The sequence below is a fragment of the Methanoculleus chikugoensis genome (assembly GCF_019669965.1).
In the GTDB taxonomy this organism is placed as follows: Archaea; Halobacteriota; Methanomicrobia; order Methanomicrobiales; family Methanoculleaceae; genus Methanoculleus; species Methanoculleus chikugoensis.
Genome location: NZ_AP019781.1, coordinates 1,104,223 through 1,129,548 on the forward strand (window position 1 = coordinate 1,104,223; position 25,326 = coordinate 1,129,548).

22 protein-coding genes are annotated in these 25,326 nt (G+C 62.1%); 9 read left to right on the forward strand and 13 right to left on the reverse strand.

Features of this window, described 5'->3' with window-relative positions:
- The first annotated feature begins 354 nt into the window (after positions 1 to 354).
- Positions 355 to 1,998, forward strand: a complete 1,644-nt coding sequence (gene ilvD, locus MchiMG62_RS05685) for a dihydroxy-acid dehydratase (protein WP_221058297.1) — start codon at positions 355 to 357, stop codon at positions 1,996 to 1,998.
- 334 nt (positions 1,999 to 2,332) lie between these two features.
- A complete protein-coding gene (locus MchiMG62_RS05690; protein ID WP_221058299.1) occupies positions 2,333 to 2,914 on the forward strand; it encodes a carbonic anhydrase in 582 nt (193 codons plus the stop codon).
- Here MchiMG62_RS05690 and MchiMG62_RS05695 read toward each other — a convergent pair.
- The gene (locus tag MchiMG62_RS05695) at positions 2,911 to 3,255 is read right to left on the reverse strand and encodes a hypothetical protein (RefSeq protein WP_054847884.1); all 345 of its coding nucleotides are present in this window, start codon (positions 3,253 to 3,255) and stop codon (positions 2,911 to 2,913) included. The genes MchiMG62_RS05690 and MchiMG62_RS05695 overlap by 4 nt on opposite strands.
- Before the next feature lie 28 nt (positions 3,256 to 3,283).
- Entirely contained in the window at positions 3,284 to 4,168 is an 885-nt protein-coding gene (locus MchiMG62_RS05700) for a flavodoxin family protein (protein ID WP_221058301.1), read from the reverse strand.
- Between the two features lie 145 nt (positions 4,169 to 4,313).
- On the opposite strand from MchiMG62_RS05700, the gene carA reads away from it, so the two are divergent.
- The 3 genes from carA to MchiMG62_RS05715 all read left to right on the forward strand — a co-directional run bounded on the left by carA (position 4,314) and on the right by MchiMG62_RS05715 (position 8,800).
- Positions 4,314 to 5,369: a glutamine-hydrolyzing carbamoyl-phosphate synthase small subunit gene (gene carA, locus MchiMG62_RS05705; RefSeq protein ID WP_221058303.1), complete on the forward strand. Its 1,056-nt coding sequence runs from the start codon at positions 4,314 to 4,316 to the stop codon at positions 5,367 to 5,369.
- Positions 5,369 to 8,539, forward strand: coding sequence for a carbamoyl-phosphate synthase large subunit (carB, locus tag MchiMG62_RS05710; protein ID WP_221058305.1), 3,171 nt, complete (start codon positions 5,369 to 5,371; stop codon positions 8,537 to 8,539). Before carA ends, carB begins: the two co-directional genes overlap by 1 nt.
- Before the next feature lie 114 nt (positions 8,540 to 8,653).
- Positions 8,654 to 8,800: a hypothetical protein gene (locus tag MchiMG62_RS05715; protein WP_221058306.1), complete on the forward strand. Its 147-nt coding sequence runs from the start codon at positions 8,654 to 8,656 to the stop codon at positions 8,798 to 8,800.
- Between the two features lie 436 nt (positions 8,801 to 9,236).
- On the opposite strand, the gene MchiMG62_RS05720 is transcribed toward MchiMG62_RS05715, so the two are convergent.
- From MchiMG62_RS05720 to MchiMG62_RS05730, 3 genes are all read right to left on the reverse strand, one after another.
- The gene (locus tag MchiMG62_RS05720; RefSeq protein ID WP_244987820.1) at positions 9,237 to 10,097 is read right to left on the reverse strand and encodes a glycine betaine ABC transporter substrate-binding protein; all 861 of its coding nucleotides are present in this window, start codon (positions 10,095 to 10,097) and stop codon (positions 9,237 to 9,239) included.
- Positions 10,098 to 10,508: 411 nt separating this feature from the next.
- Positions 10,509 to 11,351 (reverse strand): ABC transporter permease, encoded by an 843-nt coding sequence (locus MchiMG62_RS05725; RefSeq protein ID WP_221058310.1) that lies wholly within the window; start codon positions 11,349 to 11,351, stop codon positions 10,509 to 10,511.
- The gene (locus tag MchiMG62_RS05730; protein ID WP_221058311.1) at positions 11,338 to 12,597 is read right to left on the reverse strand and encodes a quaternary amine ABC transporter ATP-binding protein; all 1,260 of its coding nucleotides are present in this window, start codon (positions 12,595 to 12,597) and stop codon (positions 11,338 to 11,340) included. Before MchiMG62_RS05730 ends, MchiMG62_RS05725 begins: the two co-directional genes overlap by 14 nt.
- Positions 12,598 to 13,031: 434 nt before the next feature.
- Between MchiMG62_RS05730 and MchiMG62_RS05735 the strand changes: the two genes are divergently transcribed.
- The gene (locus MchiMG62_RS05735) at positions 13,032 to 14,219 is read left to right on the forward strand and encodes an argininosuccinate synthase (protein WP_221058312.1); all 1,188 of its coding nucleotides are present in this window, start codon (positions 13,032 to 13,034) and stop codon (positions 14,217 to 14,219) included.
- 8 nt (positions 14,220 to 14,227) lie between these two features.
- On the opposite strand, the gene MchiMG62_RS05740 is transcribed toward MchiMG62_RS05735, so the two are convergent.
- Positions 14,228 to 14,632: a pyridoxamine 5'-phosphate oxidase family protein gene (locus MchiMG62_RS05740; RefSeq protein ID WP_054847887.1), complete on the reverse strand. Its 405-nt coding sequence runs from the start codon at positions 14,630 to 14,632 to the stop codon at positions 14,228 to 14,230.
- 411 nt (positions 14,633 to 15,043) lie between these two features.
- On the opposite strand from MchiMG62_RS05740, the gene MchiMG62_RS05745 reads away from it, so the two are divergent.
- Both MchiMG62_RS05745 and MchiMG62_RS05750 read left to right on the forward strand, forming a co-directional pair.
- Positions 15,044 to 16,540 carry a methanogenesis marker 14 protein gene (locus MchiMG62_RS05745; RefSeq protein ID WP_221058313.1) on the forward strand — a complete coding sequence of 499 codons (1,497 nt, stop codon included), beginning with the start codon at positions 15,044 to 15,046 and terminating at the stop codon, positions 16,538 to 16,540.
- A 13-nt stretch (positions 16,541 to 16,553) separates the two neighbouring features.
- Entirely contained in the window at positions 16,554 to 16,787 is a 234-nt protein-coding gene (locus tag MchiMG62_RS05750) for a hypothetical protein (RefSeq protein WP_074369538.1), read from the forward strand.
- 864 nt (positions 16,788 to 17,651) lie between these two features.
- On the opposite strand, the gene argF is transcribed toward MchiMG62_RS05750, so the two are convergent.
- The 4 genes from argF to MchiMG62_RS05770 are packed head-to-tail and all read right to left on the reverse strand — an operon-like array spanning position 17,652 to position 20,903.
- Positions 17,652 to 18,581, reverse strand: coding sequence for an ornithine carbamoyltransferase (argF, locus tag MchiMG62_RS05755; RefSeq protein ID WP_221058314.1), 930 nt, complete (start codon positions 18,579 to 18,581; stop codon positions 17,652 to 17,654).
- Positions 18,578 to 19,870, reverse strand: a complete 1,293-nt coding sequence (gene purD / locus MchiMG62_RS05760) for a phosphoribosylamine--glycine ligase (protein ID WP_221058315.1) — start codon at positions 19,868 to 19,870, stop codon at positions 18,578 to 18,580. The genes argF and purD overlap by 4 nt, the downstream gene beginning before the upstream one ends.
- Positions 19,871 to 19,896: 26 nt before the next feature.
- Positions 19,897 to 20,409 carry an orotate phosphoribosyltransferase gene (pyrE, locus tag MchiMG62_RS05765; protein ID WP_221058316.1) on the reverse strand — a complete coding sequence of 171 codons (513 nt, stop codon included), beginning with the start codon at positions 20,407 to 20,409 and terminating at the stop codon, positions 19,897 to 19,899.
- Positions 20,403 to 20,903, reverse strand: a complete 501-nt coding sequence (locus MchiMG62_RS05770) for a CDP-2,3-bis-(O-geranylgeranyl)-sn-glycerol synthase (RefSeq protein WP_244987838.1) — start codon at positions 20,901 to 20,903, stop codon at positions 20,403 to 20,405. Before MchiMG62_RS05770 ends, pyrE begins: the two co-directional genes overlap by 7 nt.
- Before the next feature lie 142 nt (positions 20,904 to 21,045).
- Here MchiMG62_RS05770 and tes point away from each other — a divergent pair, with 142 nt between their 5' ends.
- Positions 21,046 to 22,515 carry a tetraether lipid synthase Tes gene (tes, locus tag MchiMG62_RS05775; RefSeq protein WP_221058318.1) on the forward strand — a complete coding sequence of 490 codons (1,470 nt, stop codon included), beginning with the start codon at positions 21,046 to 21,048 and terminating at the stop codon, positions 22,513 to 22,515.
- 602 nt (positions 22,516 to 23,117) lie between these two features.
- Here tes and MchiMG62_RS05780 read toward each other — a convergent pair.
- The 3 genes from MchiMG62_RS05780 to MchiMG62_RS05790 all read right to left on the reverse strand — a co-directional run bounded on the left by MchiMG62_RS05780 (position 23,118) and on the right by MchiMG62_RS05790 (position 25,320).
- On the reverse strand, positions 23,118 to 24,056 hold the full coding sequence (locus tag MchiMG62_RS05780; RefSeq protein WP_221058320.1) for an ornithine cyclodeaminase family protein: 939 nt from the start codon (positions 24,054 to 24,056) through the stop codon (positions 23,118 to 23,120).
- Between the two features lie 240 nt (positions 24,057 to 24,296).
- Entirely contained in the window at positions 24,297 to 24,968 is a 672-nt protein-coding gene (locus MchiMG62_RS05785) for a roadblock/LC7 domain-containing protein (protein ID WP_221058321.1), read from the reverse strand.
- A gap of 4 nt (positions 24,969 to 24,972) precedes the next feature.
- On the reverse strand, positions 24,973 to 25,320 hold the full coding sequence (locus MchiMG62_RS05790; RefSeq protein ID WP_067075881.1) for a roadblock/LC7 domain-containing protein: 348 nt from the start codon (positions 25,318 to 25,320) through the stop codon (positions 24,973 to 24,975).
- Positions 25,321 to 25,326 lie beyond the last annotated feature (6 nt).

The window sequence follows — 25,326 nt, forward strand, 5'->3', positions numbered from 1 at the left end:
GGACCGTGGGAGTATCGCCATGGGGGAGGCGGCTCGCGGGGAGGGGGTTCCCCCTCCCCTGTCTCTACCTCATAAAAGGATATCTGTAACCCCCACCCCACCCGGCCTTCGGCCTCCTCCCCCGCCCCCTTAGGGGGCGGGGGCAGTGCGTGGCGATACCCACTGGGAATCCGTGTATGGGTATGTTTGGCCGAATGGGCCGTGATAACTCAAAGGGTGTGCGTTGTAAGCATTCTCAAACATGAGATATCACTCGCCCGCCATCATGCGCGAACATCTCCCCCCTGCACCACCTCCCCGCCCAACCGGAATCCTCTTCTCCCCCTGCGCGTGTACTCTCCTACGAGGATTACCATGCGGAGTGAGAAGGTAAAGACTGGCTACCAGCGTGCTCCGAACCGGGCGCTGCTCAGGTCGCTCGGCGTCACCGACCGTGAGATGGACCAGCCCTTCATCGGGATAGCAAACGCGTATAACACGATCGTCCCCGGGCACATCCACCTCCGGTCCCTCTCGCAGAAGGTGCAGGAGGGTGTCGCGGCCGCGGGCGGCGTGGCGTTCGAGTTCGGGACCATCGGCATCTGCGACGGGATCGCGATGGGCCACGAGGGGATGCGCTACTCGCTCCCGTCACGGGAGAACATCGCCGACGCCGTTGAACTGATGGCCGAGGCGCACCGGTTCGACGGCCTGGTCTGCATCGGAACCTGCGACAAGATCGTCCCCGGCATGCTGATGGCGGCGGTGCGGTGCAACGTCCCGACGATCGTCGTCACCGGCGGCCCGATGCTCCCCGGCTACGCGGCGGGCCGCGAACTCTCCCTCATCGACGTCTTCGAGGGCGTGGGCCGCGTCGCGGCCGGGACGATGAGCGAGGAGGAACTCGGGGAGCTCGAGTGCGCGGCGATGCCCGGGTGCGGCAGCTGCCAGGGGCTCTATACCGCAAACACCATGGCGTGCGTGACCGAGGCGCTCGGCCTCTCCCTCCCGGGAACCGCTGCCATCCCCGCAGTCGACGCCGCAAAACTCCGCATAGCCCGTGAGAGCGGGGAGCGGGCGGTCGGCATCGTCCGGGAGGGTATCCGCCCGCGGGATATCGTCACCCCGACAAGTCTCAAGAACGCCATCCGGGTGGACATGGCGCTCGGGGGATCGTCGAACACGGTGCTCCACCTGATGGCCGTCGCCCGGGAGGCGGGTGTTCCCCTCGATCTTGAGACCTTCAACAGCCTCGGTGAAGAGACCCCGCACATCTGCCACATGCAGCCCGGCGGACCGCACTCGATGCTCGCCCTCTACCGGGCCGGAGGGATCCCTGCGGTCCTGAAGATGCTCGAGCGTTACCTCGACGACGCACCGACGGTATCGGGCCGGTCGATCCTTGAGATCGCGGGAGACGCGCGGGTCGCCGACCCGGAGGTGATCCGGACGGCCGACGCCCCCGTCAGCCCCGCTGGCGGCCTCAAGATCGTGCGAGGAACGCTCGCCCCCGACGGCGCCGTCGTCAAGTGCGCCGCCGTCCCGGAGGCGATGTGGCGGCACCGGGGGCCGGCACGGGTCTACGACGGTGAAGAGGCAGCGATGGAGGCGATCCTCCATCGCGAGATTGCGGAGGGCGACGTCATCGTGATCCGGTACGAGGGGCCGCGGGGAGGGCCCGGAATGCCCGAGATGCTCTCGCCGACATCCGCACTGATGGGCCTCGGCTACGCCCGGGTCGCCCTGGTGACGGACGGCCGCTTCTCGGGCGGCACCCGGGGGCCGTGCATCGGGCACATTGCTCCCGAGGCCGCGGTCGGCGGGCCGATCGCCCTCGTCGAGGACGGCGACGAGATCGCGATCGATCTCTACGAAAAGAGCCTCGACCTCGCTGTAGAGAGAGCGACCCTCGAAGAGCGGCGGAAGGCCTGGAAGCCGCCGCAAAAACGGCTTACCGGCGTGCTCGCCCGCTACGCGCAGACCGTGGAGCAGGCGAACCTCGGCGCCGTCCAGAGGTGACCTCGTCTCCGGGAGGGGGAGCGCATACTCTCCGCCGGGCGCCGCGATCCCGGCGGAGAGCACCTTTTTAACAAACCGGTTCGGTTAAACGGATTTACCCGGACATGATGGCGCACTCGCTGCTCCGCGCCTCGCTCCTTGCACCGGTGCCCGGGGCTGCTCTGGTTCCCCTGCCCCCATCCAGGGGCTGGATGGCCGTTTTTCTCCCGCTTTGCTGCTGCAATTTTTCCAGAGATTCCAAAGAACTATATTTTTTAAACCCCTGGACATAACTCTCCTTTCGGGCGTACCCATCCGGGCGCCCATATCATTACATTATTCACGGAGCACACGAATGATTGACAGATTTATTGAGGGTAACAAAAACTTCCTGGAAGATGATTTTAAAAAGAATCCCGATCATTACGGCCCGCTTGCCTCAGATCAACACCCGGTGGTCCTCTGGATCGGGTGCTCAGACTCGCGAGTAGACCCTGAACGCATCACGGGTTCCAGGGCCGGCGAGATCTTCGTCCAGCGCAACATCGGCAACATTGTCCCGGTTCACGACTGGAACTTCGCGACCGTGCTCGAGTACGCGGTCAACCACCTCAGAGTCGGGGATATCGTCATCTGCGGGCACTCGGACTGCGGCGCCATAAAGGGGCTCGACCAGGAGAGTGACGATGCGTACATCCCGCTCTGGCTCAACAACGCAAAAGAGGCGAAGCGCCGCGTTGAGTGCCGGATGCAGGTGCCGCAAACCCCTGAAGAAGAGAAGATCTGGCAGAGGCTCGTCGAGATCGAGAACGTCGGCCTGCAACTCGAGCACCTCCGCACCTACCCGCCGGTCATGGCCGCAGAAAAAGAGGGACGGGTCCGGCTTCATGGCCTTTACTTCGACCTTGCGACCGGCGAACTGAAGAAGATATTTTAAGACTCTTCCAGTGCATAATCAATCTCTTCTTTTATCAGGTCGAGCGAGACCCTCCCGATCGACGTGAGCCTGCCGTTGACCAGGATGATCGGGATGGGCGGGTGGCGCTCCTCGATGATCTCTCTCACGTAGTCGGGCATCTCCTCGTCGATCAATGTCATCCGCACCTCGACTGTATCGCCGTAGAGGTCGAGGAGCTCGTCGCGCAGCGCGCTGATGGCGTTTATCAGGTTGTTCGAGGGATAACAGGTCTCGAGTCCGCAGGATCTCGTCTCGTCGCAGGGAAACGGACCGCACTCGGACTCTTCGAGCCCGACAATCTCAACTGTCACTTCAGCCATGCATCATCGGTGGGGAACGGATGCTATATTATCTTTCGTTTCGGGGCGCGAGGAGCGCGGAGAGCGCCGCCCGGACGCCGTCTTCAGCCCCGCCGATCGTTTCCACGTCTCTCGCCCGATCGAGATCGCCGATCAGCACCGGGTCGGCGGGACGGATGCCCAGGTTCTCCATGAACATCCCCACCACCCTCGTTACGCAGACAAAGGGTTCGCTCCCCCGCCGTCCCGCGACGGCGACGAGCAGGCCCCGGGCGCGCACTTCCTTCCCCAGGATCTTCTCCCGGGCATGAAGCCACTGGCAGCGATCCATCGCCGCCTTGAGAGCCGCCGGGACGGTGCCGGTGTAGACGGGGGTGCATACGACGATCACGGAAGCGGCCTCAAGCGCCCGGATGATCGGGGGCATATCGTCCTCGACCGGGCAGTAGCCCTGGTCGTAGCAGACGTAGCAGCCGATGCACGGGCGGATATCCATCTCCTGCAGGTAGAAGACCCGGGACGTGAGGCCTGATTGTGCGGCCTCGTCGTCGCACCACGACGCAATCTTTGCGGAGTTCCCGAACCGGCGCGGGCTCCCCTGCAGGATGACGACGTCGGCCGTGCCGGTGCCCGGGAGCGGGCGGGTGAAGACCCGTGATCGGGTATAGAGATGAGGGCGGGACGTCACGTCGTGCGCGAGCCGGGCGAAGACGATCTCCGCCGCCTTCCTGGTATCGAAGAGGGTTCCTAGGCGTCCACTCTCGTAGGTGTTGATAGCGTAGGTGTAGACCGTCTCGGTGCCGCGAAGGACCTCGACGGTATACCGTATCATGCCCGGGTAGATCTCCCCCAGGTCGTCGCGGACAAGCCTGAGCGTGAACGTCCCTTCAGATGTCTCGATGTCCTGGATCTTCTCCGCCGCGCTCTCGCTCATTGTGTGTCATCTCACGCCCGGCCGCCTTCAACATTTCGGGGCGATGAAGCCCCGCCGTTTCGGGTTTCCTGCAGGGGTGCGGGGGCGGGCGCTCGATCCGTCATTACCGTTAATAAGGAATCTGATCCACATGGTATGGTAATTCATGAAGGCGGTTCTGGGTCTTGAAGACGGAACATCTGTTGTGGGAGATGGTTTTGGCGTTGAGGGGACATGTTCCGGCGAACTCGTCTTCACAACGCAGATGACCGGTTACATGGAGGCATTGACCGACCCCAGTTATGCCGGGCAGGTTTTAATGTTTACGTATCCCCTCATCGGGAATTATGGTGTAGACCGGCAGAATTTTGAGAGTTCGAAGGTTCACCCGCAGGGCTGCGTCGCGCGCGAGATCGCACGCGTTCCCGCGGCACGACCCTCGGTTGCAGAATATTTTGAAGAGAACGGCCTTCTCGGGATATCGGGCGTCGATACCCGCAGCCTGACGATAAAGACCCGGACGGTCGGCACGCTCAAGGCGTCGCTCATCGTCGGGAGCGACGATGGGGACGAGGCGGTCAGGCGCGCCCGGGCAGCACCCCCGATCGGTGACGTCGACCTCATCGGGAGCGTCTCCTGCCCCGAGCCTTACCGGATCGCCGGTTCCGGAAAGCGGATCGCCGTCATCGATCTCGGGGTGAAGCGGCACATTCTTGAGAGCCTCGGCCGCCGGGGCGCCGATATTCACGTCTTCCCGCACACCGCAGCACCGGACGAGGTGATGGCGGCAAAACCCGACGCACTCTTCGTCGGCAACGGCCCCGGCGACCCGAGGAGGGCGACGCACGCCATCCGGTGCGTCCGCGACCTCGCCGGCGAGGTGCCGATCATCGGCATCTGCATGGGCATCCAGGTGACCGCTCTTGCGCTCGGCGCCGAGACCTACAAGATGAAGTTCGGACACCGGGGGGCGAACCAGCCGGTCCGCTACAGGGACGGGAGCATCTCCATCACCACGCAGAACCACGGGTTCGCGGTGGACGAAGAGACCCTGCCCGAGGGCTGCACGGTCTCGTACCGGAACGTGAACGACGGCACTATCGAGGGGTTCGAGAACAGTGACCTCAATATCACCTGCGTCCAGTTCCACCCGGAGGCGCACGGCGGCCCCCGGGACACTGAGATGCGCTTCTTTGACCGCATATACAGGGAGATTCCGTAATGCCGAAGAAATCTCATATCAAGAAAGTTCTTATCATCGGCTCCGGCCCCATCCAGATCGGGCAGGCGGCCGAGTTTGACTTCTCGGGGTCGCAGGCCTGCCGCGCGCTCCGGGAGGAGGGGGTCGAGGTCGTCCTCGTGAACTCGAACCCCGCGACGATCCAGACCGACCCCGATACGGCGGACGTCATCTACATCGAGCCTCTGAAGGCCGAACTCGTCGCGAAGATCATCGCAAAAGAGAAGCCTGACGGGATCCTGAGCGGGATGGGCGGCCAGACCGGCCTCAACATGACCGCGGAACTCGCGGAGATGGGTGCGCTCGAGGGTGTCGAGATCCTGGGCACACCGCTCGAGGCGATCTACCGGGGCGAAGACCGCGAACAGTTCCGCGACCTGATGAACGCCATCGGCGAACCCGTCCCCCGGAGCATGATTCTCGAGCACATGAACCAGATCGACGAGGCGATCCGCGAGGTCGGTCTCCCGGCGATCATCCGGCCGGCATACACCCTGGGCGGCTCCGGCGGCGGCGTGGCGCACACGCCCGAGGAGATGCGGCGGATATGCGAGCTCGGGCTCGCCCGCTCCCGGATTCACCAGGTGCTCGTGGAAGAGAGCGTCGCCGGGTGGAAGGAGATCGAGTTCGAGGTGATGCGGGACGCGGCCGACACCTGCATCATCGTCTGCGGTATGGAGAACGTCGACCCGATGGGCGTCCACACCGGCGAGAGCGTCGTCGTTGCGCCCATCCTCACCCTGCGGGACGACGAGTTCCAGACGCTCCGGACCGCCGCGATAAAGATCATCCGGGCGCTCGACGTCCAGGGCGGGTGCAACATCCAGTTCGCCTACCGTGACGGCGATTACCGGATCATCGAGGTGAACCCCCGGGTCTCGCGGTCGTCCGCGCTCGCCTCCAAGGCGACCGGCTACCCGATCGCCCGGGTCGCGGCAAAGATCGCGATCGGGCTTCGGCTCGACGAGATCATGAACCCCGTGACCGGCGTCACCCCGGCATCCTTCGAGCCCGCCATCGACTACGTAGTGGTGAAGGTGCCCCGGTGGCCGTTCGATAAGTTCAAGTCGGCGGACCGGACGCTCACGACGGCGATGAAGAGCACCGGCGAGGTGATGGCGATCGGGCGGACGGTCGAGGAGGCGTTCAAGAAGGCGCTCCGGTCGCTCGACAACGACATGCAGCGGCACACGAACCCGAGCGAAATCCGGATGATCCTGACGTCCCCGACGGACGAGCGGTTCGGGTGCCTCTTCGATGCCTTCCGCGTGGGGTTCACGGTCGAGGAGGTTGCCGGCCTCACGGCGATCGCGCCGTTCTTCCTTGAAAAGGTCAAGAACATCGTCGACCTCGAGCGGAAGCTCGAGACCGATTTCGAACCGGAGGACGTCAGAGTCGCCCGGCGCCACGGTTTCTCGGACGAAGATCTCCTGGCGCTGACGAAGAAGACCGCCGCCGAGATCGAGGCTCTCTCCGGAACGCCGACCTACAAGATGGTGGACACCTGCGCCGCCGAGTTCCCGGCGACGACGCCCTACTTCTACTCCACCTGGGAGGAGGAGTGCGAGATCGCCCGGAACGGTGCGAAGAAGGTGCTGATCCTCGGTTCCGGGCCGATCCGGATCGGCCAGGGGATCGAGTTCGACTACTGCACCGTCCACGCGGTGATGGCGTTGCGCGAGGAAGAGGGGATCGAGGTCCATATCGTCAACAACAACCCCGAGACGGTCTCGACCGACGCCGACACCTCCGATCGACTCTTCTTTGAGCCGATGCAGCTTGAGGACGTCATGAACATCCTCAAGAAGGACGATTACTACGGCGTTATGGTCCAGTTCGGCGGCCAGAACTCGGTGAACCTGGCCGTGCCGCTGGAGGCGGAGATCAAGCGTCTCGGTCTGCCGACGAAGATCCTCGGCACGTCGCCCGACGCCATGGACGCGGCGGAAGACCGCGACCGGTTCAGCCGGCTCCTTGCCCGGCTCGAGATCCCGAGCCCGGCGAACAGTTCCGCCTACTCGGAGGAGGAGGCGCGGAGGATGGCCGGGGAGATCGGCTACCCGGTGCTGGTCAGGCCGTCCTACGTCCTCGGCGGGCGGGCGATGGAACTCGTCCACGACGAGACCGAACTCGAGAGTTACATCAAGGAGGCCGTCCGGGTGAGCCGGAAGCACCCGGTGCTGATCGACTCCTTCCTCCAGAGTGCCGTCGAGATCGACGTCGATGCAGTCTGTGACGGGACGGATGTCCTGATCGGCGGCATCATGGAACACATCGAGTGGGCCGGCGTCCATTCCGGCGACTCGGCCTGCGTCATACCGTCGCAGTCCCTCTCCCCTTCGGTGATCGCGCGGGTGCGGGACTACACGAAGAAGATCGCTCTCGGCCTCGGGGTCGTCGGGCTGATCAACATCCAGTATGCCGTCAGGAACGACGTGGTCTACGTGCTCGAGGCGAACCCGCGTGCGAGCCGGACGGTGCCGTTCGTCGCGAAGGCGACGGGCATCGCGCTCGCGAAGATCGCGGCGAAGGTGATGGTGGGGCACAAGCTCGCCGATATGGGTGTCGCCGCGCCCGAGATCGAGCATGTTGCGGTCAAAGAGGTGCTCCTGCCCTTCAACAAACTCCCCGGCGTCGACACCGTGCTCGGGCCGGAGATGAAGAGCACCGGCGAGGTGATGGGGATCGATTACGACTTCGGCCGCGCCTACTACAAGGCGTGCACCGCCGCGGACAATACCCTGCCGACGACGGGAAATATCTTCATCTCGGTGACGGACGAACAGAAGGAGGAACTCCTGCCGGTTGCCCGGAAACTCCGAGAACTCGGCCTCTCGCTCTACGGCACGAGCGGGACGGTCGACTTCCTCACCCAGAACGGCGTCGAGGCGAACCTGGTGCGGAAGGTCCAGGAAGGATCCCCGAACGTCATCGATGCGATGCGTTCCGGCAACATCCGGCTGATCATCAACACCCCGGCGGACAAGGCGTCCCGGCAGGATCACATCCAGATCATGCGCGCCGCCGTCGATTACGGCATCCCCTACATCACCACGCTCCAGGCGGCGCGGGCGGCGGCGATGGCGATCGACGCCATCAAGCGCGAGGAGATCACCCTCGAACCGCTCGGGCACTATCACGGGCTGGCGTAATCCAGGATCTTACCGCCCTTTCTTTTTCTTCCGGTGTTCTCATCTAGTTCGGCTCACGCGAAGTGCGACGTTCCGCAAGGAACGGAGCATGAGCACCGCAAGGTGCGAAGTGCGATGGTTCGTAAGAACCGGAGTTCGAGCCTCGAAGGCGCGAAGGACGACGGGCCGAAAGGCCGGAGTTTGAGCCCCGAAGGTGCGAAGTGCGACGGGCCGAAAGGCCGGAGTTTGAGCCCCGAAGGTGCGAAGGACGACGGTTTGTAAAACTGGAGTGCGAGTTGGGCTACTATCCACTAATCTTCGCGTTTTTCGCGGCTTCGCGTGAGCTGGTTGTAGGCAGAATGATGCAATCTCACGCGAAGAACGCGAAGCCGCGAAGTGCGACGTTCCGTAGGAACGGAACTTGAGAAACCCGAAGGGTTTCGAAGTGCGACCTCCCCTGTGGGGAGGGAGCATGAGCACCGTAAGGTGCGAAGTGCGACGTTCCATAGGAACGGAGCTTGAGCACCGTAAGGTGCGAAGTGTGACATTCCACAGAGACGTCGTTCTGAATGGTGCTCAAGCTCGCTACGCTCGCTCTTCGCGTGAGACTGCATCGGTTCCCGGCGCTGAAAACACCTCTGTCAGAGGTCACACTGCCTGCGGTTAGCAACGCAGCATCAGGCGGTTGCGTGGGAACCTTCTGCAAAAAAAGAGGGGTTTATGCGTTCCCGAGCCAGGCATCGACCCTGTCGCGGTTGGCGTCGATCCACTTCTTCGCGGCCTCCTCTTCGGGCATGCCACCCTCGATATCGGTCATGACCGACGCGATATCCTCGGCGGTCCACTCGAACCGGGTCAGGATGCCGTGGGCCGCTGGGTCGTCGGTCGCGAGGTCCTGCCGTGCGAGGGTCACGATATCCTCGGCCCCGCCGTAGACGCCCTTCGGGTCGTCGAGGAACTTGAGGTCGTAGCGGCCGAACTTCCAGTGCGGCGACCACCCGGTCACGGCAACCCACTCCTCATCACTGATGGAGGAGCCGAGTTCAGCGGCCATGCCGGCGCTGCTGCTGGCAACAAGGTTGTAGTTGAGGCCGTATTCATCGATGGCCTGCTCGGTCCTGGCCACGACGCCTGCACCGGGCTCGATACCGACGATCCTGCCGCCGAACCGGTCAGTGACACCGTTCATCTCCTCGATCGAGTCGATGGTCACGTAGGTGGGGACGACGAGTCCGATGCGTGCCGCTCCGGGAATGTTCGGCTTGACATAATCGATCCGGTCGCCATACTGATCCCAGTAACTCTCATGCGTGTGCGGGAGCCATCCGGTCGTTGTGAAGTCGACGTCACCGCGGGCAAGCGCCTGGAAGAGCGGACCTGCGTCAACGGCGATCATGTCGACGTCGTATCCTGCTTCTTCAAAGACCAGTTTCATGACGTTGCTGCTCGCGATAGCACAGTCCCAGGTAACGTAGCCGATACAGACCTCCTTCTTGGCCTCGGTTGCTTCCGTGCCGGTGCAGCCGGCGGAGATGAGGCAGAGAACCAGGATACCTGCCAGTACGAGTGTGCTTCTCATTTTATGAACCATATAATCACCTTATCGAATTTTCGCCGCTTTTTGGCGACTAAATGATGTTCAGAGCCCGGCTGTGTGGGGTTCCGGGTTCTCACGGATGATCCGGACGACGTATGCGCCGATAAGCCGGAGATTGAGCAGAGGCGGCGGTATGTGCCGCTCCTGGCGTGTTTGCACCCCAGGGCAAAAAGGCCGGATATTGACCACTTCAACATATAGGCCTAACCTTATTTAGGTTTTTCGTGCCCTGATCGGCAAACTGAGCCCTTTTGAAACTCCGATTAAACGGACGTATGGCGATAAAGCTCTCTTTACTCTACTGTCTGTCCGGTCTCTCTTCGGTCAATACGACCGTGGATGCCGGAGGATGAGCCGGCCACTCGTTCCCCTCAAAAATAGTATTGAGACGGGTCACCGGGTCTCACGCTGCGGCACAAGGTTCTGGGTGATCCGGTCGAGGATGATCGCGATGATCACGATGGCAAGCCCCGCCTCGAAACCCATGCCGATATCCACCCGCTGGATGCCCACGAGCACCTGGTACCCAAGCCCCCCTGCTCCGATCATCGATGCGATGACGGTCATCGAGAGGGCGAGCATGATACACTGGTTCACCCCCGCCATGATGGTGGGGAGCGCGACCGGGAGCTGCACCTTGAAGAGTTTCTGCCGGGGCGTTGAGCCGAAAGCGTCCGCGACCTCGACGAGCTCGGTCGGCACCTGCCGGATCCCGAGGTTCGTGAGGCGGAGCGCCGGCGGCATTGCAAAGACGACCGTCGCGATGATGCCCGGCACGTTCCCGAGGCCGAAGAAGATCACGGCGGGGATGAGATAGACGAACGAGGGCATCGTCTGCATGAAGTCGAGGAACGGCCGGAGCGCGGCGTTGAGTGCATCGCTTCCTGCGGCCGCGATACCGAGCGGGATCGATATCGCGAGCGCGACTACCGTCGAGGCGAGGACGAGCGCCAGGGTGAGCATCGCGAGGTTCCAGAGCTGGAGGTTCCAGATCAGCAACAGGCCGAGCACGGTGAGTGCCGCCAGTTTGATGTCGCGCCGGGTGACAAACCAGACCAGGACAGTCGCGAGGAGGATCAGGACCGATACCGGTATGGCGAGCAGGAGGTCCTGAAGCCCGCCGATGAGGAACCCGAGCCCTCCGCTGATACCGTCGAGCAGCCAGCCGAAGTAGTCGTCGATCCACTCGACGAGCACCTCGACAGCCTCTCCAACGGGGAGTTTAGGCAGATCCATCAACATCCCCTCCCTTTCGTGCCAGTGCACCCAGGATGGCGCCCCGGAACACCAGTCCCCGAAGCCTGCTCTCGTCGTCAACCACCGCCACAGGATAGGGACTCCCGGCGATCAGCGATATGATATCGGTGAGCGGTGTGTCGAGTGCCACGGTCGGGACCTCGGTGGTGACGATCTCCCCAAGTCCCCTGCCCGCTCGTACAGCCTTAAGGGTATCCTCGAGCGTAACGAGGCCCTTGAGGCGGCGCTCGCGGTCGACCACAAATACGCTCCCGATATCGTGCTCCTCCATGAGGTGCAGGGCAACCCTTGGGCCTGCGGTGCACCGGGCGACCGGTTCGGGGCGGCGCATCACGTCGCTTGCCGAGTACACCCTTGTCAGGTCGACGTCGGCGACGAACTTCTCGACGTAGGCGTTCTCCGGATTGGTCAGGATCTCCTCCGGCGTGCCGACCTGCACGATCGCGCCGTCCTTCATCAGGGCGATCCGATCCCCGAGTTTCAGGGCCTCATCGAGGTCGTGGGTGACGAAGATGATCGTCTTTTCCAGCCGCTGCTGGAGATCCAGCAGTTCATCCTGCATATCCCTCCTGATGAGGGGGTCAAGAGCGCTGAACGCTTCGTCCATCAGGAGAATATCCGGATCGCTCGTGAGCGCCCGGGCAAGCCCGACGCGTTGTTTCATGCCGCCGGAGAGGTCGCCGGGCATGCTCGCCCCGTAGCCGCCGAGCCCCACCATCTGGAGCACCTCTTCGGCTTTTTTGTGTCGTTCTTCCACCGGGACACCCTGGATCTCGAGCCCAAAGGCAACGTTGTCGAGAACCGTTCGGTGGGGAAGAAGAGCGAAACTCTGGAAGATCATCCCGAGTTTGCGCCGCCGGATCATCCGGAGTTCTTCCTGGCCCATGCCGACGATCTCCTCGCCGTCGATCCGTATCTCGCCCTCGGTCGGTTTGATGAGCCGGTTGATGCAACGTAACAGCGTCGATTTCCCGCTCCCGGACAGCCCCATCAGCACGAACGTCTCGCCCGGCATGACATCGAACGAGACGCTGGTGAGGGCCAGCGTCGAGCCGGTCTCCTCAAGGATCTCCTGTTTCGAACGGCCTCTCCTGTGGAGTTCCAGTGCCTTCTCCGGGTTCTGCCCGAATACCTTGGTCAGGTTCCTGACCCTGATTATTGGTTGTAGCGGTGTTGTATCCTCTATGGGTCTCTTCTCAAAAATGACGGAACCCTCCAGCTTCACGTTTTCTCGGTCATCAGCCTTATAATTTCGTTTTTCACGAAATGGGCAAAAATCCGTTCGATTTTTGTTTTTACGTCACTCTGCAGCGTTTTCTGTAGTACCCCTCAGTCGAGACGCTAATCTCGGATTTTATCCGCATTTTTCTGCTGATTCCTTTAATTACGTTCGCTCTTCCGGGATCCCAATATCCCGTTCTCCGGCCCCCGGGTGACCCGGTCGCGCAGATGGGTCCTGGGGTTGCCGGCTCGCCCTGATAGCGTCCCCAAAACCTCTGCGGCCAATCCTCATGCACCCGGAAAAAAAGAGTGAATGGATGGGATTCCTGCCGGTGCGCCCGTCCATACCACTTCTTTTATTGGGTCAAAGGTCATAATAATGTAGATTACTCCAGTCTGCCGTCAGACAAGGAACCAGGAACGCGGAGATCAATTACCATGGAAAAGGGAAAAGTCGTCCTAGCATTTTCGGGAGGTCTCGACACCTCCATCTGTATCCCCCTCCTGCGGGAACACTACGGGTTCGACGAGATCGTCACCGTTGCCGTCGACGTGGGCCAGCCCGAAGCAGATATCGCCCGGGCAACCGAGAAGGGCCAGAAGCTTGCGGACAAACACTACACCATCGACGCCAGGGAGAAGTTCGTAACGGACTGCATCTTCCCCTCGATCAAGGCGAACGGGTCCTACGAGGGTTACCCGATGGGCACGGCGCTTGCTCGCCCACTGATCGCCGAAGAGATCGTGAAGGTCGCAAAGAAGGAAGGCGCCTCAAAGATCGCACACGGGTGCACCGGCAGAGGAAACGACCAGCTCCGGTTCGACTTCATCTTCAGGTCTGCCGGGTACGATATCGTTGCGCCGATGCGGGAGATGAACCTGACCCGCGAGTGGGAGATCTGCTACGCGCAGGAGCACAACGTCCCGGTGACCGTGGCAAAGGACAAGCCCTACAGCATCGACGAGAACTTCTGGAGCCGGAGCATCGAGGGCGGCAACCTCGAAGACCCGGCTTTCCACCCGCCGGAGGAGATCTACGCCTGGACGGTATCGCCGAAGGACGCCCCCGACGTCATGGAGAAGGTCCGGATTGAGTTCGAGCAGGGTGTCCCGGTCGCTCTCAACGGGAAGAGACTCCCCGGCATCGCCCTGATCCAGGAACTGAACCAGATCGCGGGAAGGAACGGCGTTGGCCGCAACGACATGATCGAGGACCGGGTCCTCGGCCTGAAGGCCCGGGAAAACTACGAGCACCCGGCCGCAACCGTCCTCCTTGCCGCGCACCGCGACCTTGAGCACCTCGTCCTGACCCGCTCGGAACTTGCGTTCAAGCATATCGTCGACGACAAGTGGTCAGAACTTGCCTATATGGGGCTCGTGCACGAACCGCTCTTCTACGCGCTCAATGCGTTCATCGACAAGACCCAGGAGCGGGCGAGCGGCTTCGTGGACGTCGGCCTGTATAAGGGCAGCGTCAGGGTGCTCGGCCGGAGCTCGGACCTCGCGCTGTACTCGGACGACCTGGTCTCCTTCGACTCGACGACGATCGACCAGAACCATGCCGTCGGGTTCTCGAACTACTTCGGGCTGCAGGCGCGTCTCTTCCAGAACCTTAAAAAACGTTGAAGAGGTGCTTAGAGCACCTTCTTCCCGGCTTCTTTTCCCGGAGTACACTCGAAGACATCGGTGATTGTGATGACGATGAGCGATTTCGCCGGGTATTTGTCGCTCTTTGCCTTCACCTGAGCCCGGAATTTCTCGTAATCGGGGCCGGACGTCTTGATCTCCGTCGAGCCTTTTACCTGGAAGCAGCGCTTGGTCTCCTGGTCGTAGAAGTAGAGCGCCGTGATAGGGTTCTCTTTGAGGTTTTCAAGCGTCTTTACCATGTAATTGTCCATGATCCAGATGGTATCGTCGCCGACGAGCTGGATCGATGCCATCGGCGCCACGTTCGGAACGCCGTCCTTCGACGCGGTGGCCATCGGCATCACTTTCGTCTTTGTAAATATCTCCTTAATCTCGCCTGAAAGCGCAACCATACGGTTCACCTCTTTTTCGGGCGAAACGGGTGCGACGGAGCGCCGCAGCCTGCCCGCTAATGGGGTTATCCGTGTTATCGATATATAAGCGCTCTGCCGGAACCGGAGATGCCGGCCGTTCGGCGATGCTCTGTGATGGCGGCAGGGCGCGCTCCCCCCGGTGCGGGTATCTGAAGCCGGGCGGCTTCTCACGCCCCTCTTCCTGCACAGCAACGACCGTGCCTCTCCGACCTCATGGATTCGATCCGGGACGTCAACCATCGTCCGAATCAACAAATCCTGCGGGAGAACCCGAAGTGAAGTCCCCGGAATCGGAAGCAGAGTTTTCCCGGGAATTTCCTCCCTATCCGGGCCCCGGAGCCGTATGGAATCATGGAAAGATATAAAATGGGAGACGAGGAAACGACTACTATGTGTGCCCGCTTTTTGGAGCGCTTTTTCAAACCTACACCGCATATCGTCGAAAGCCCGCCTCCTCCGGCGATCTCCCACGGAGCGGGTGCGTGTGTTCCCGAGTACCGGGTGAAGCCCTACTTCATCGTGGCGTCTGTTGAGATGGGCAACACCACGACCAAGTGCATCCTGACCGGCACGAATCTTGAGACGGGCAGGTCTTACGTCATCAACAAGACCGTGACCATGAGCCGCGACGTCCGGCCCCCGAAACCCGGCGAGACAGTCTTCGGGGCGACCCTGGACGGTACGGAACTGACGCGGGAATCGGTTACGGAACTGGTGCGCGACACCCTGATCCAGTGCCACAAGGAGGCTCACCTGAGCATCAAGGACGATCTCGACTTCGTCGTCCGGAGCACCGGCGTCGTGGCGGCGATGGACTCCCCCGACCAGGTCGGGGACTTCATCATTGCTCTTGCAAACGGCTGCCTCGAGGCCGGCGTCCCCCCGCGGAAGATGACCCCGCCGATGTCGATCGACAACCTCCCGCCGAAACTCCGGCAGTTCTCGTTTGCCGACAAGGTGGTCTTCGTCGGTGCGGTGGCCGGCGTCGTGCCGCCGGTCGGGTGCACCGGCGTCGAGATGGTGGCAAACGAGATGGAAGGCGAGCTCGCGATGGCGGGGATCAAGGAAGGCGCCAAATGGACGCCGGTCGACTTCCGGAACCCCTGTATATCCATCGACTTCGGGACGACGCTCGACGGCCGGATCACGAGCGATGTCGCACGCGATGACCCGAACCCGTTCGCCCAGACGACCGGGAACTTCTGCGGGCTCGCGGGAGCCATACCGGACGCGATCGTCCGGGGCACCGGGCTCGTCAAAGATCGGACGGGGACCGCGCTCGACCTCTTCGGCGACCACAGTATCAAGGGCGCGTTCGGGGGCAGGAAGCGTTCCGTCGTCGACAGTTACGTCGACCGCTGCCACGAGCACATCGATATCCGTATCGTCCCTCCCGACCGGACGAGGTTCGGGCGGGTTCCGGTCTGCGCCGACGTGGCCGACAGGTCGGGCGTCGCCCTCATCGGGTGCGACTGCGGCGTCAACGGGAGCGCAACGCCGGCTCTTGAGGAGATCGGGCGCGAGATCCACGAGAAACACGGCATGGGCGTACTGACCGAGGTCGTCGACCGGGTCTGCGCGAGGATGGCGCTCCGGCTCATCGACATCGCCGTCGAGAGAGGGATGGTTCCGCCGAACTCGTCGATCGGGTTCACCGGGCGTGCGGCGATATCGGGGAGGAAGCCCGAGTACATCATCGAGGGCGTCGCCGAACGGAACCTCTACGACGTCCCGAACGACCACCTGGTCTTCGTGGACGACGGTCTTGCCCGGGGGGCGGCACTGATGGGCAGGTGCATGAACTCGCTCGGGAAACCGAAGGCCCCGCTCGGCGGCGTGCGTGGAGGGCCATGTATTATGTCCCGCCGGATCAAAATAGGAAAGTAGGATCTGGTGAACCATGGCTGAAGAAGAACTCTACGATATGCTTGTTCCCCCCGGTGTACCGCGGAAGATGATCTACGACGTTGCCGAGAAGTTCGACGTTGAGGTGGTGCGCCGGCAGCAGAGGCTGTCGTTCGCGAATATGGACGGAGACGCACGGGAACTGATTGCGTTCCGCGGCAAACGAGAGGTCGTCGAAGAAGTGCAGGAATACCTTTTCGCGCGTCTCAAAGAGTTCGTCGCGGAATAACCACCTTTTTTGGCCCTGTTGAAATGCTTTCCACAACCTCTGGATAACACTCGGTTACCGGTATAGGTCGATGATGTGGTCTCACGGAGGCGCGAAGAACGCGAAGTCTGGATGGGTATTGACAGTCTCCCTTCGCGGCTTCGCGTGAGTCGGGGAGGTTTGGATAATCCGGAGATGATTCGTCCTCCGGAAGAGGATTTCAACAAAGGCCATTTTTTTGTTTGTGCGCCGGGGGTTGCCGGCGCGAGGCATGATCCCGGGATGCACGGTGAAGGCCGGGGCGGTGGTTTGAGGAAGAGTTGCCGCACGGGGACTGTTTGGGGGTTTTCGGGGTCTTCTTAGCAGAAAAATCCCGTCCAAGGATTTTTAGCGGACTGTGCAACTCGCACCTGACAGTACTCCTGTTTCATTTCTGACGCATCGTTACGGTTCGAAACCAGGTAACATCTCAAACTCGAACATACGGCCCTGGCCGTGAGAAATCACAGGACACTGGACCGTGGGGATATCGCCATTGGGGGAGGGGCTGACGGGGAGGGGGGTGCAGCCCCCCCCCTGTCTCCACTACATACAAAGACCCCTGTAACCCCCACCCCGCCCGGCCTCCTCATTCGCACCTGCGGTGCTTAAACTCCTGCTGTTCCAGCAGTCGTTCCCCGCCCCAAGGGGCGGGGGCAGTGCGTGGCGATATCTCCTGGAAAGCCGTGCATGGGGATAGGCGGTGCTCCAGTAAGAGCAAAATTCCGAAAAATCCTTGGACGGGCTCCCTCCGTCAGGGAATACTACGACCCCCCGGCCGGAAAGAGCCCACAACCGTTCTCACCCGTCGAACCCTGGGTGAAACGGTTCGGTTGCAGAGATATCTTAATCCCCCGCCGGCATCCCGCCCGCGACCAGCCGCACGAGGAGCGCCTTCTGCGCGTGGAGCCGGTTCTCGGCCTGGTCCCAGACGATGCTCTGCGGCCCTTCCATCACCTCATCGGTGATCTCCTCGCCCCGGTGGGCGGGGAGGCAGTGCATCACGAGAGCGTCGGGGGATGCCTGTGTAAGGAGGCGGGAGTCTATCGTGTAGCCCTTGAGCGCCTGCAGCCGCTCGGCACGCTCCTGTTCGTCGCCCATGGAGACCCAGATGTCGGTGTAGAGGACATCCGCGTCTCTGACCGCTTCATCCGGGTCGGCGACGACGGTGACCTTTCCTCCCATCGCCCGTGCCTGGTCGACGATCTCGTCCTTCGGCCGGTAGCGCGGGGGGCTCGCAATCGCAATCTCCATCCCGGTCAGGGCGGAGGAGAGGATCCACGAGTTGCAGACGTTGTTGCCGTCCCCGACCCACGCGAGTTTCAGGCCGTGGAGGTCACCGAACCGTTCGCTGAGGGTCATGATGTCGGCCAGCACCTGGCAGGGGTGCAGGCGGTCGGAAAGGCCGTTGACGACCGGAACATTCGCGTAACGGGCGAACTCCTCGATGGTGGCGTGACTGTAGGCGCGGATCATCACCGCATCGACGTAGCGGGCAAGCACCCGTGCCGTGTCCCGGATCTCCTCGCCCCGTCCGAGCTGCATATCCTGGGGGTTTAAGAAGAGCGCGTGGCCGCCGAGATCGGACATCCCCACCTCGAACGAGACCCGGGTGCGGGTGGACGCCTTCTCGAAGATCATCCCGAGGCTCCTGCCCTTCAGGTATTCATGCGCGGTTCCTGCAGACTTCAGCCGCTTCAGACGCACCGCGTCGGCGACGATGCTCTCGAGTTCGCATTCGTCGAGATCGAGGAGCGAGAGAAAATCCTTCTTCATGCAATCTCCCTCATGTGACGGCACCGTTTTTCGAGGATCTCGGGAGTGCCGATGTCCCTGCGGTGAAAGACGCTTCCCGATACGGAAGATGCCGCCTTCTCGGCTATCGCTTCGGCCTCCGCGAGCGTCTCGCCCTTCCCGACGAACGCGAGCGCCCGCGACGTCAGGGTATGGAGCGTCCCGTTCCGCTCCTCGACGTTTGCGTAATACAGCAGGGCGTCGCCATAGTCGCCGAGGGCGAGCGGTTCGTGAGCCCTCGGTGCCTCCGGGTAGCCCTCGGGGACAAGGTACTTGCAGACCGTCGCCTTGTTCGCGAACCGGACGTGCGACGGCGCAAGATCGCCCTCGATGATGTGGCCGACGATTCCGGCAAAATCCGACTCCAGGAGCGAGAGAACGTTCATGGCCTCGGGGTCGCCGAAGCGGGCGTTGAACTCGATGACCTTCGGGCCGTCGCGGGTGTTCATGAACTGACCGTAGAGAACCCCCCGATAGGGCGTCCCCTCGGCCCGCATGGCCGCGATCGTCTCTTCCATGATCCGGAGGGCCTTCTCGTAGTCCTCGCGGGAGACGAAGGGGAGCATGTGATCTCCCAGGGAGTACGAGCCCATGCCGCCGGTGTTCGGTCCCACGTCCCCTTCGTAGGCACGCTTATGATCCTGCACGAGCGGCATGGGCACCAGGTGTTCGCCGTCGACGAATGCCTGGAGCGTGAACTCCTCCCCGATAAGCCGCTCTTCCAGGACGACGTTCCCCCCGATCTCCCGGGTGTACTCGACCGCCCCCGCCACATCGACGTGCTCGCCCATGATCCGTACGCCCTTCCCGCCGGTGAGCCCGATCGGTTTGATCGCGAGATCGCCGTCGTAGGACTCGATGAACCGCCGCGCCTCCTCCGGGTCATGGCAGACCCGGTACTCCGGGCACCCCGCGATCCTGTGCCGCTCCATCAGCCGGCGGCAGAACGCCTTGTCCGTCTCTATCCGGGCCGCGGCGCGCGTCGGCCCGAGAGACGGTATCCCCGCCTCCTCGAGGCGGTCGACGATGCCTGCCTCAAGGGGGGCCTCCGGCCCGATGACCGCAGCATCGACTCCGCAACTGATGGCGAATGGTAGTATTCTCTCGATATTGGTCTCTTTTTCGAGGAGCACCCGCTCCGCGACCCGGGCAATTCCCGGATTCTTGCTTGCCATGACAGAAAAGATCTTCGTGTCACTGTTGCAGGAAAGCGCCCTGGTGATCGCATGCTCCCTGCCACCACCGCCTACAACGAGTACTTTCATATCCATCATATATGCCCGCTCTTAAAAAATGTTTATCCGTCCAGCAGCTCGCTGACCCGCACAAGTGCAAGAAGAGACGCACCTTTTTCTGCAAGCGCCTCGCGAGCGCCCGCCTCCCGGTCGACGACGGTCACTACCCGGTCGACGTGCGCGCCCGCGGCACGAAGGGCATCAAGACCGTAGAGGGCGCTTCCCCCGGATGTGGTCACGTCCTCGACCAGCAGCACGTTCTTCCCGGCAACATTGCCGATGATCGTTCCGGCTTTGCCGTGATCCTTGGCTTCTTTCCTGACGATCGCGTACGGCCGGCCGCTCGCGAGCGAGACGGCGACGGCGATCGGTACGGCGCCGACCGCCACTCCGGCGACCATCTCGAACTCCCACCCTTCGGCGATGGCTTTCCCGATCTCTCTGAGGATGGCGGGGTTCGTTGTCGCAGCTTTTATGTCGATGTAGTAAGAACTCCGGGCTCCCGAGGCGAGGACAAACTCCCCGAACTCGATGGCCCCGCACTCAAGCAACAGTGTCGCGATTGGGTTCACCATGGTACCTCTTTAACTCCTATGTAATAACCGATAATGTTCACCACCCGGTGCAGGAGGGGTGTCATGACGATGATCCAGACTGCAATGGGCAGGGTGATGTTCCAGGACAACCACTGGGGGTCGATGATGAGGATCAGCAGAAATGAACCGACGACCAGGTCGTACTGGTCGGCCAGGAACCAGGATTCTCCCCGTTCCTTACCCAGCCTCCGCTTCAGGAAACTCTTGACGAGATCGCCGAGAAGCGCGCCGGTTGCGAGGAGCGTGACGGAGAGGAACGTCTGCCGGGGAAGAACACCCAGGCTGAACGTGGTAGCCGCCCAGATCTCGATGAGACCTACCAGCACCCCCGAGAGGACGCCTCCGAAGAACCCCCGGTACGTCTTTCCGTCACCGAAGATCCTTCTTCCGTCGGAGAACGTCCGCCCGAGATCGATGGGTCTCCCGCCGCCGAAGAGTGCGGCCGCTGAGTTCGGCACGTATGCCGGAAGCATGATCCAGAGTGCCGCAAGCCCGGAGACGATCCAGTAGCCGATGTCTGAATTGATAACTGTCAATATTCAGTACAATCAGTAAATATAAAGATTAAAGTGTCGAAATATGAGATACGAATGAATAGGTGGGCACGGTGAGAGAATGCTGATAAAAAAGACGAAGAGCCTCTGCCCAACATGCGGTCGCGTGCTCGATGCCGATATCGTTGAGGAAGAGGGGAAGGTCTGGCTGGTCCGCACCTGCCCGGAGCATGGTGTGTACCGGGGCCTTTACTGGTCCGATGCGGAGATGTACCGGAGATTTGAAGATTTCGAATGCATCGGAGAGGGAGTCTCGAACCCACAGAAGACCGGTTCCCCGGCAGGATGCCCGAACAACTGCGGTGTCTGCGAGAACCACCGGTCGACGACGCTGCTCGCAAATATCGACCTGACGAACCGGTGCAACCTCAACTGCGACTTCTGCTTTGCAAACGCCCAGGCATGCGGCTATGTCTATGAACCGACCTTCGACCAGATCGTCGGGATGCTCTCCATGCTGCGCGAGGAAAAGCCTGTTCCCGCTCCTGCCGTCCAGTTCTCGGGCGGCGAGCCGACGATGCGCGACGATCTGCCCGAACTCATCCGGAAGGCAAAAGAACTCGGGATGTCCCAGGTGCAGGTCGCGACGAACGGTATCCGGCTCGCGCAGGACCCCGAATACGTGAAACAACTCAAGGAGGCAGGGCTCTCCACCGTCTACCTGCACTTTGACGGTGTAAGCCGCGAGACGAACTCGAAAATCGCGAGCGATCAGCGGGCGATAGAGAACTGCGCGGCAATCGGCCTCGGGGTGGTGCTGGTGCCCACGGTCATCAAGGGCAGGAACGATCATGAGGTAGGCGCCATTGTCAAGTACGCCGCAGAGCGCATCAAGGTCATCCGTGGCGTAAACTTCCAGCCGGTGGCGTTCACCGGGGCTGCAAGCGAGGATGACGTCAGGAACGAACGGATCACCATCCCGGAACTTGCGGAGCGGATCGAGGAGCAGACGGACGGCGTGATCAAGAAGGACTACTTCTACCCGGTGCCCTGCGTCGTCCCGATCTCCGAACTCGTCGAGGCCTACACGGGTAAACCCCAGATCACGTTCACCACGCACCAGCACTGCGGCGCAGCGACCTACGTCTTCGTCACCGACGAAGGGATGGTTCCGATCAACAAGATGGTGGACGTCGACGCCTTCTTCGAGTCGGTCGAGAAGATGACGGCGAAACTCGCGAAAGGCGGGTCGCTCAACAAGTACATGACCCTCGTCGAGGGGGTCAAAGACCTCTACTACTCCACGAGGAAGGCGGAGCAGAAGAACACTGGGGAGTTCATGAAATTGATTGGGAAGGCTCTCATCATGCAGAACTTCGAGGCTCTGCGCGAGTTCCACTGGAACGCCCTCTTCATCGGCACGATGCACTTCATGGACAAGTACAACTACGACCTCTGCCGGGTGCAGCGGTGCTGTATCCACTACGCGACCCCGGACGGCCGCCTGATCCCGTTCTGCACCTACAACAGCGGCCCGGTCTACCGCGAACAGGTCTGGAAAGCCTTCGCAGAGCCCAGGACGGAAGAGTAACTCACCTGCTCCATACGGAGCCGGGAGGGATCGGGCAACCCCCTCCCCGGCGGCTTTTCTTCGGTGCTCACGCTCCAGTTTTCACGAACCGTCGCGTCCTACGGGCAGTCGTTCTCAGGGATGTTACACCTTCTTCGGCCAGCTGTGCTCTGCGCCGTCACCACTCGCACCAGCGGTGTTCATACGTGACAGTTGGAATTCCCCGGCATGGATTCCGTGGGGACATCGCCCTTGGGGGGGCGGCTCGCGGGGAGGGGGTTCGCCCCCCTCCCCTGTCTCTACCTCGTACGCGGACATCTGTAACCCCCACCCCGCCCGCGCTTCGCGCTCCTCCCCCGCCCCCGGGGGCGGGGGCAGTGCGTGGCGATAGGCGATGCCCCTACGGGACATCGCTGGAGAAGACCGAATGTTCTGGGCTTACGACGTCCAGGTAGGCACGGAGTTTGAGCACCGGAGGTGCGCACCTCGCACCTCCCTTGAAATCCGTGTCAGTGCGACTGCAGAATATTGCTGGACAGTCCCACCCTCGAATTTTGGCGCGAGTCAAGTATGGATAATCTGGGAGTCTCGGCCTCCGGGGTGGGGTTCCCGCAGGGCCGATCTCACGGGAACGGCAGTTCGTACTCCCCCTCGTCCCGCAGGACGAGGGCGGCGATGGCGAGGTCCTGGATGGCAAGCCCGGTGGAGTCGAAGATCGTGACGGCGTCCGGGGACGACCGTTCTTTCTTCCCGATGACGACCTCGCCGAGGGTTCCCGCGATCCGGGCGAGGTCGTAGTGCCCGGTGCCGACCGGGACGTTGATCTCGCCCGAGTGGGCCGCCTGGCCGGGGTCGTCGACGAAGACCTCGGCTTTGAGCAGAATCGCGGGATCCAGTTCCTGCTTGCCGGGGGCATCCGCGCCGATCGCGTTGATGTGCGTTCCTTCGTGGATCCAGTCCGCCATCACGACCGGTTTTGTCGACGGCGTCGTCGTGGTCAGTACGTCGCAGTCGCAGGCGCGCTCGATCGGGACGCTCCGGGCGTTGTACTCGGAGTAACGTGTCGCAAAAGCCTCCGCACTCTTCTCTGTCCTGCTCCAGACCAGGATCTCCTCGATCGCGAGCGAGGCAGCCGTCGCCTCGACCTGCGCCTCCGCCTGCCGCCCGGTTCCCACGATCCCGAGGGTGACGGGGTGACGGGGCGCGAGATACTTCGCCGCAATCGCGCCCGCCGCCCCGGTGCGCAACGCGGTGAGTTCGGTGGCGTTGATGATCGCCGTCGGAATACCGGTCTTGATATCGATGATGATGGTGAGCGCCATGACGGTGGGAAGGCCTCTCGTGCGGTTATGCGGGTGGACGTTGACGATCTTCACCCCGGCAATCCCCCGGGCCGGGAGGTAAGCAGGCATCGTCCGAAAGTCCCCGTTCTCGACGAGCGTCACGTAGACCTTCGGCGGCATCTGGACGTTGCCTCTCCCGTGCTCGGCAAAGGCCGCTTCAATCGCCGGATTCACCTCGGCATACGGCGGGTATCCGGCATGAACCGGATAATACTTCATAGGGCGATCCCCCCGCGAGGGCGGGGTTGCCTCGCCGTTCTCTTCGATCCGATGAAGAGATGCATAGAAATACTCCGGCGGGCGGAGATATCAACTGTTTGGTGCGTTCGTGCGCGCTCCGGGAGATCCTGCAATGCGGCAAAAATGAGTGCATGCGGGTTCTCCCGTACACAGGCCTCGCGTGCACCGTCAAAACGGTTCGCCGGGAGAGAGCGGGGAGTGCCGGAACCGTCCCTTCTCTCACCCGGGGTTATCCTGCATCCCTCGTATAGAGAGCCGGATCAGGCCGAGGTTGGCATCCGGCTTTGCAAGGATGCAGAGGGAGAGATCGCCGTAGGGTGCGATGATGAGCTTCCCCGTCGGTGTCTCGAGGATTATCTGGGAGAGGCCGCCCATCTCCATATCGCCGGTGATGCGGGTGCCGGCACGGAGCAGGTCTTCGGAGACCGCGGCCACCTGCTCGAAGTCCCCGGATCCGAGCGACTGGAGGGCAAACCCCTCGTGGAAGACCGAGACGGCAACGACACCCGGCTGCCGTGCGATCTGGTCGAGGCAACTCGTGTTCACCGACCCTATCCGGGAAGATGGCTTTGCACCGCCCTCGGTGATCAGGCACCCGGCCTCACGGGAGGCTTCCCGGGCCACCTCGGTCTCCCCGGCGGTGTAGGCGATCAGTTCGGATTCAAGCGACGGCCGATCAAACAGGTATCTGTACGCTTCGTCTCCGCTGAGCAGCAAACCTTTGCTGCGGTTCTCGAACGCAGATGCATAGGGTTTCCCGGCCTGAATCAGGACAAAACCGGTTCCTCCGGTCTCGCTGATGCGCACCGCTCCGGTGAAGTGAGGGCTGATTGAAGCAAGGGCCGAGAGAGGCCCCTGCAGTCGTCCAAGTGAGATGCCGTCGGGTAGCATCGTCTCACAGAGCAGCAGTTATCCGATCCCTGTTCTTCTTCAGTTCGTAGCGGATTCTCCCGACATTAACGTTCGCGTTCGCCACGATAGCGATCAGCTCGTCCTCCGAGAGCGGGGAGAGCAGGATCGGCCCGTTCTCCAGTTCGATGAGCATCTGGCTCATCTCACCCTTCCCGAGTTCGTCGCTCATGGCTTCGGACGTGCCCATACCGGTCGACGCCATGGCGCCCAGGGCCTCGACGTCCACGTCCCCGGCAACGACGCTCTCGATCACAAAGCCGTCCCGCCCCGCCACGACTGCGGCGGTAACCCCGTCAAGTTTCAGGAATTCTCCCAGAATCTGTTTAAGCATGGTCTA

Excerpts from the sequence above, each read along its gene's own strand:
- ilvD (WP_221058297.1), top strand. The coding sequence starts at position 355 with ATGCGGAGTGAGAAGGTAAAGACTGGCTACCAGCGTGCTCCGAACCGG.
- MchiMG62_RS05690 (WP_221058299.1), top strand. The coding sequence starts at position 2,333 with ATGATTGACAGATTTATTGAGGGTAACAAAAACTTCCTGGAAGATGAT.
- MchiMG62_RS05695 (WP_054847884.1), bottom strand. The coding sequence starts at position 3,255 with ATGGCTGAAGTGACAGTTGAGATTGTCGGGCTCGAAGAGTCCGAGTGC.
- MchiMG62_RS05700 (WP_221058301.1), bottom strand. The coding sequence starts at position 4,168 with ATGAGCGAGAGCGCGGCGGAGAAGATCCAGGACATCGAGACATCTGAA.
- carA (WP_221058303.1), top strand. The coding sequence starts at position 4,314 with ATGAAGGCGGTTCTGGGTCTTGAAGACGGAACATCTGTTGTGGGAGAT.
- carB (WP_221058305.1), top strand. The coding sequence starts at position 5,369 with ATGCCGAAGAAATCTCATATCAAGAAAGTTCTTATCATCGGCTCCGGC.
- MchiMG62_RS05715 (WP_221058306.1), top strand. The coding sequence starts at position 8,654 with ATGGTTCGTAAGAACCGGAGTTCGAGCCTCGAAGGCGCGAAGGACGAC.
- MchiMG62_RS05720 (WP_244987820.1), bottom strand. The coding sequence starts at position 10,097 with ATGAGAAGCACACTCGTACTGGCAGGTATCCTGGTTCTCTGCCTCATC.
- MchiMG62_RS05725 (WP_221058310.1), bottom strand. The coding sequence starts at position 11,351 with ATGGATCTGCCTAAACTCCCCGTTGGAGAGGCTGTCGAGGTGCTCGTC.
- MchiMG62_RS05735 (WP_221058312.1), top strand. The coding sequence starts at position 13,032 with ATGGAAAAGGGAAAAGTCGTCCTAGCATTTTCGGGAGGTCTCGACACC.
- MchiMG62_RS05740 (WP_054847887.1), bottom strand. The coding sequence starts at position 14,632 with ATGGTTGCGCTTTCAGGCGAGATTAAGGAGATATTTACAAAGACGAAA.
- MchiMG62_RS05745 (WP_221058313.1), top strand. The coding sequence starts at position 15,044 with ATGTGTGCCCGCTTTTTGGAGCGCTTTTTCAAACCTACACCGCATATC.
- MchiMG62_RS05750 (WP_074369538.1), top strand. The coding sequence starts at position 16,554 with ATGGCTGAAGAAGAACTCTACGATATGCTTGTTCCCCCCGGTGTACCG.
- argF (WP_221058314.1), bottom strand. The coding sequence starts at position 18,581 with ATGAAGAAGGATTTTCTCTCGCTCCTCGATCTCGACGAATGCGAACTC.
- purD (WP_221058315.1), bottom strand. The coding sequence starts at position 19,870 with ATGGATATGAAAGTACTCGTTGTAGGCGGTGGTGGCAGGGAGCATGCG.
- pyrE (WP_221058316.1), bottom strand. The coding sequence starts at position 20,409 with ATGGTGAACCCAATCGCGACACTGTTGCTTGAGTGCGGGGCCATCGAG.
- MchiMG62_RS05770 (WP_244987838.1), bottom strand. The coding sequence starts at position 20,903 with ATGCTTCCGGCATACGTGCCGAACTCAGCGGCCGCACTCTTCGGCGGC.
- tes (WP_221058318.1), top strand. The coding sequence starts at position 21,046 with ATGCTGATAAAAAAGACGAAGAGCCTCTGCCCAACATGCGGTCGCGTG.
- MchiMG62_RS05780 (WP_221058320.1), bottom strand. The coding sequence starts at position 24,056 with ATGAAGTATTATCCGGTTCATGCCGGATACCCGCCGTATGCCGAGGTG.
- MchiMG62_RS05785 (WP_221058321.1), bottom strand. The coding sequence starts at position 24,968 with ATGCTACCCGACGGCATCTCACTTGGACGACTGCAGGGGCCTCTCTCG.
- MchiMG62_RS05790 (WP_067075881.1), bottom strand. The coding sequence starts at position 25,320 with ATGCTTAAACAGATTCTGGGAGAATTCCTGAAACTTGACGGGGTTACC.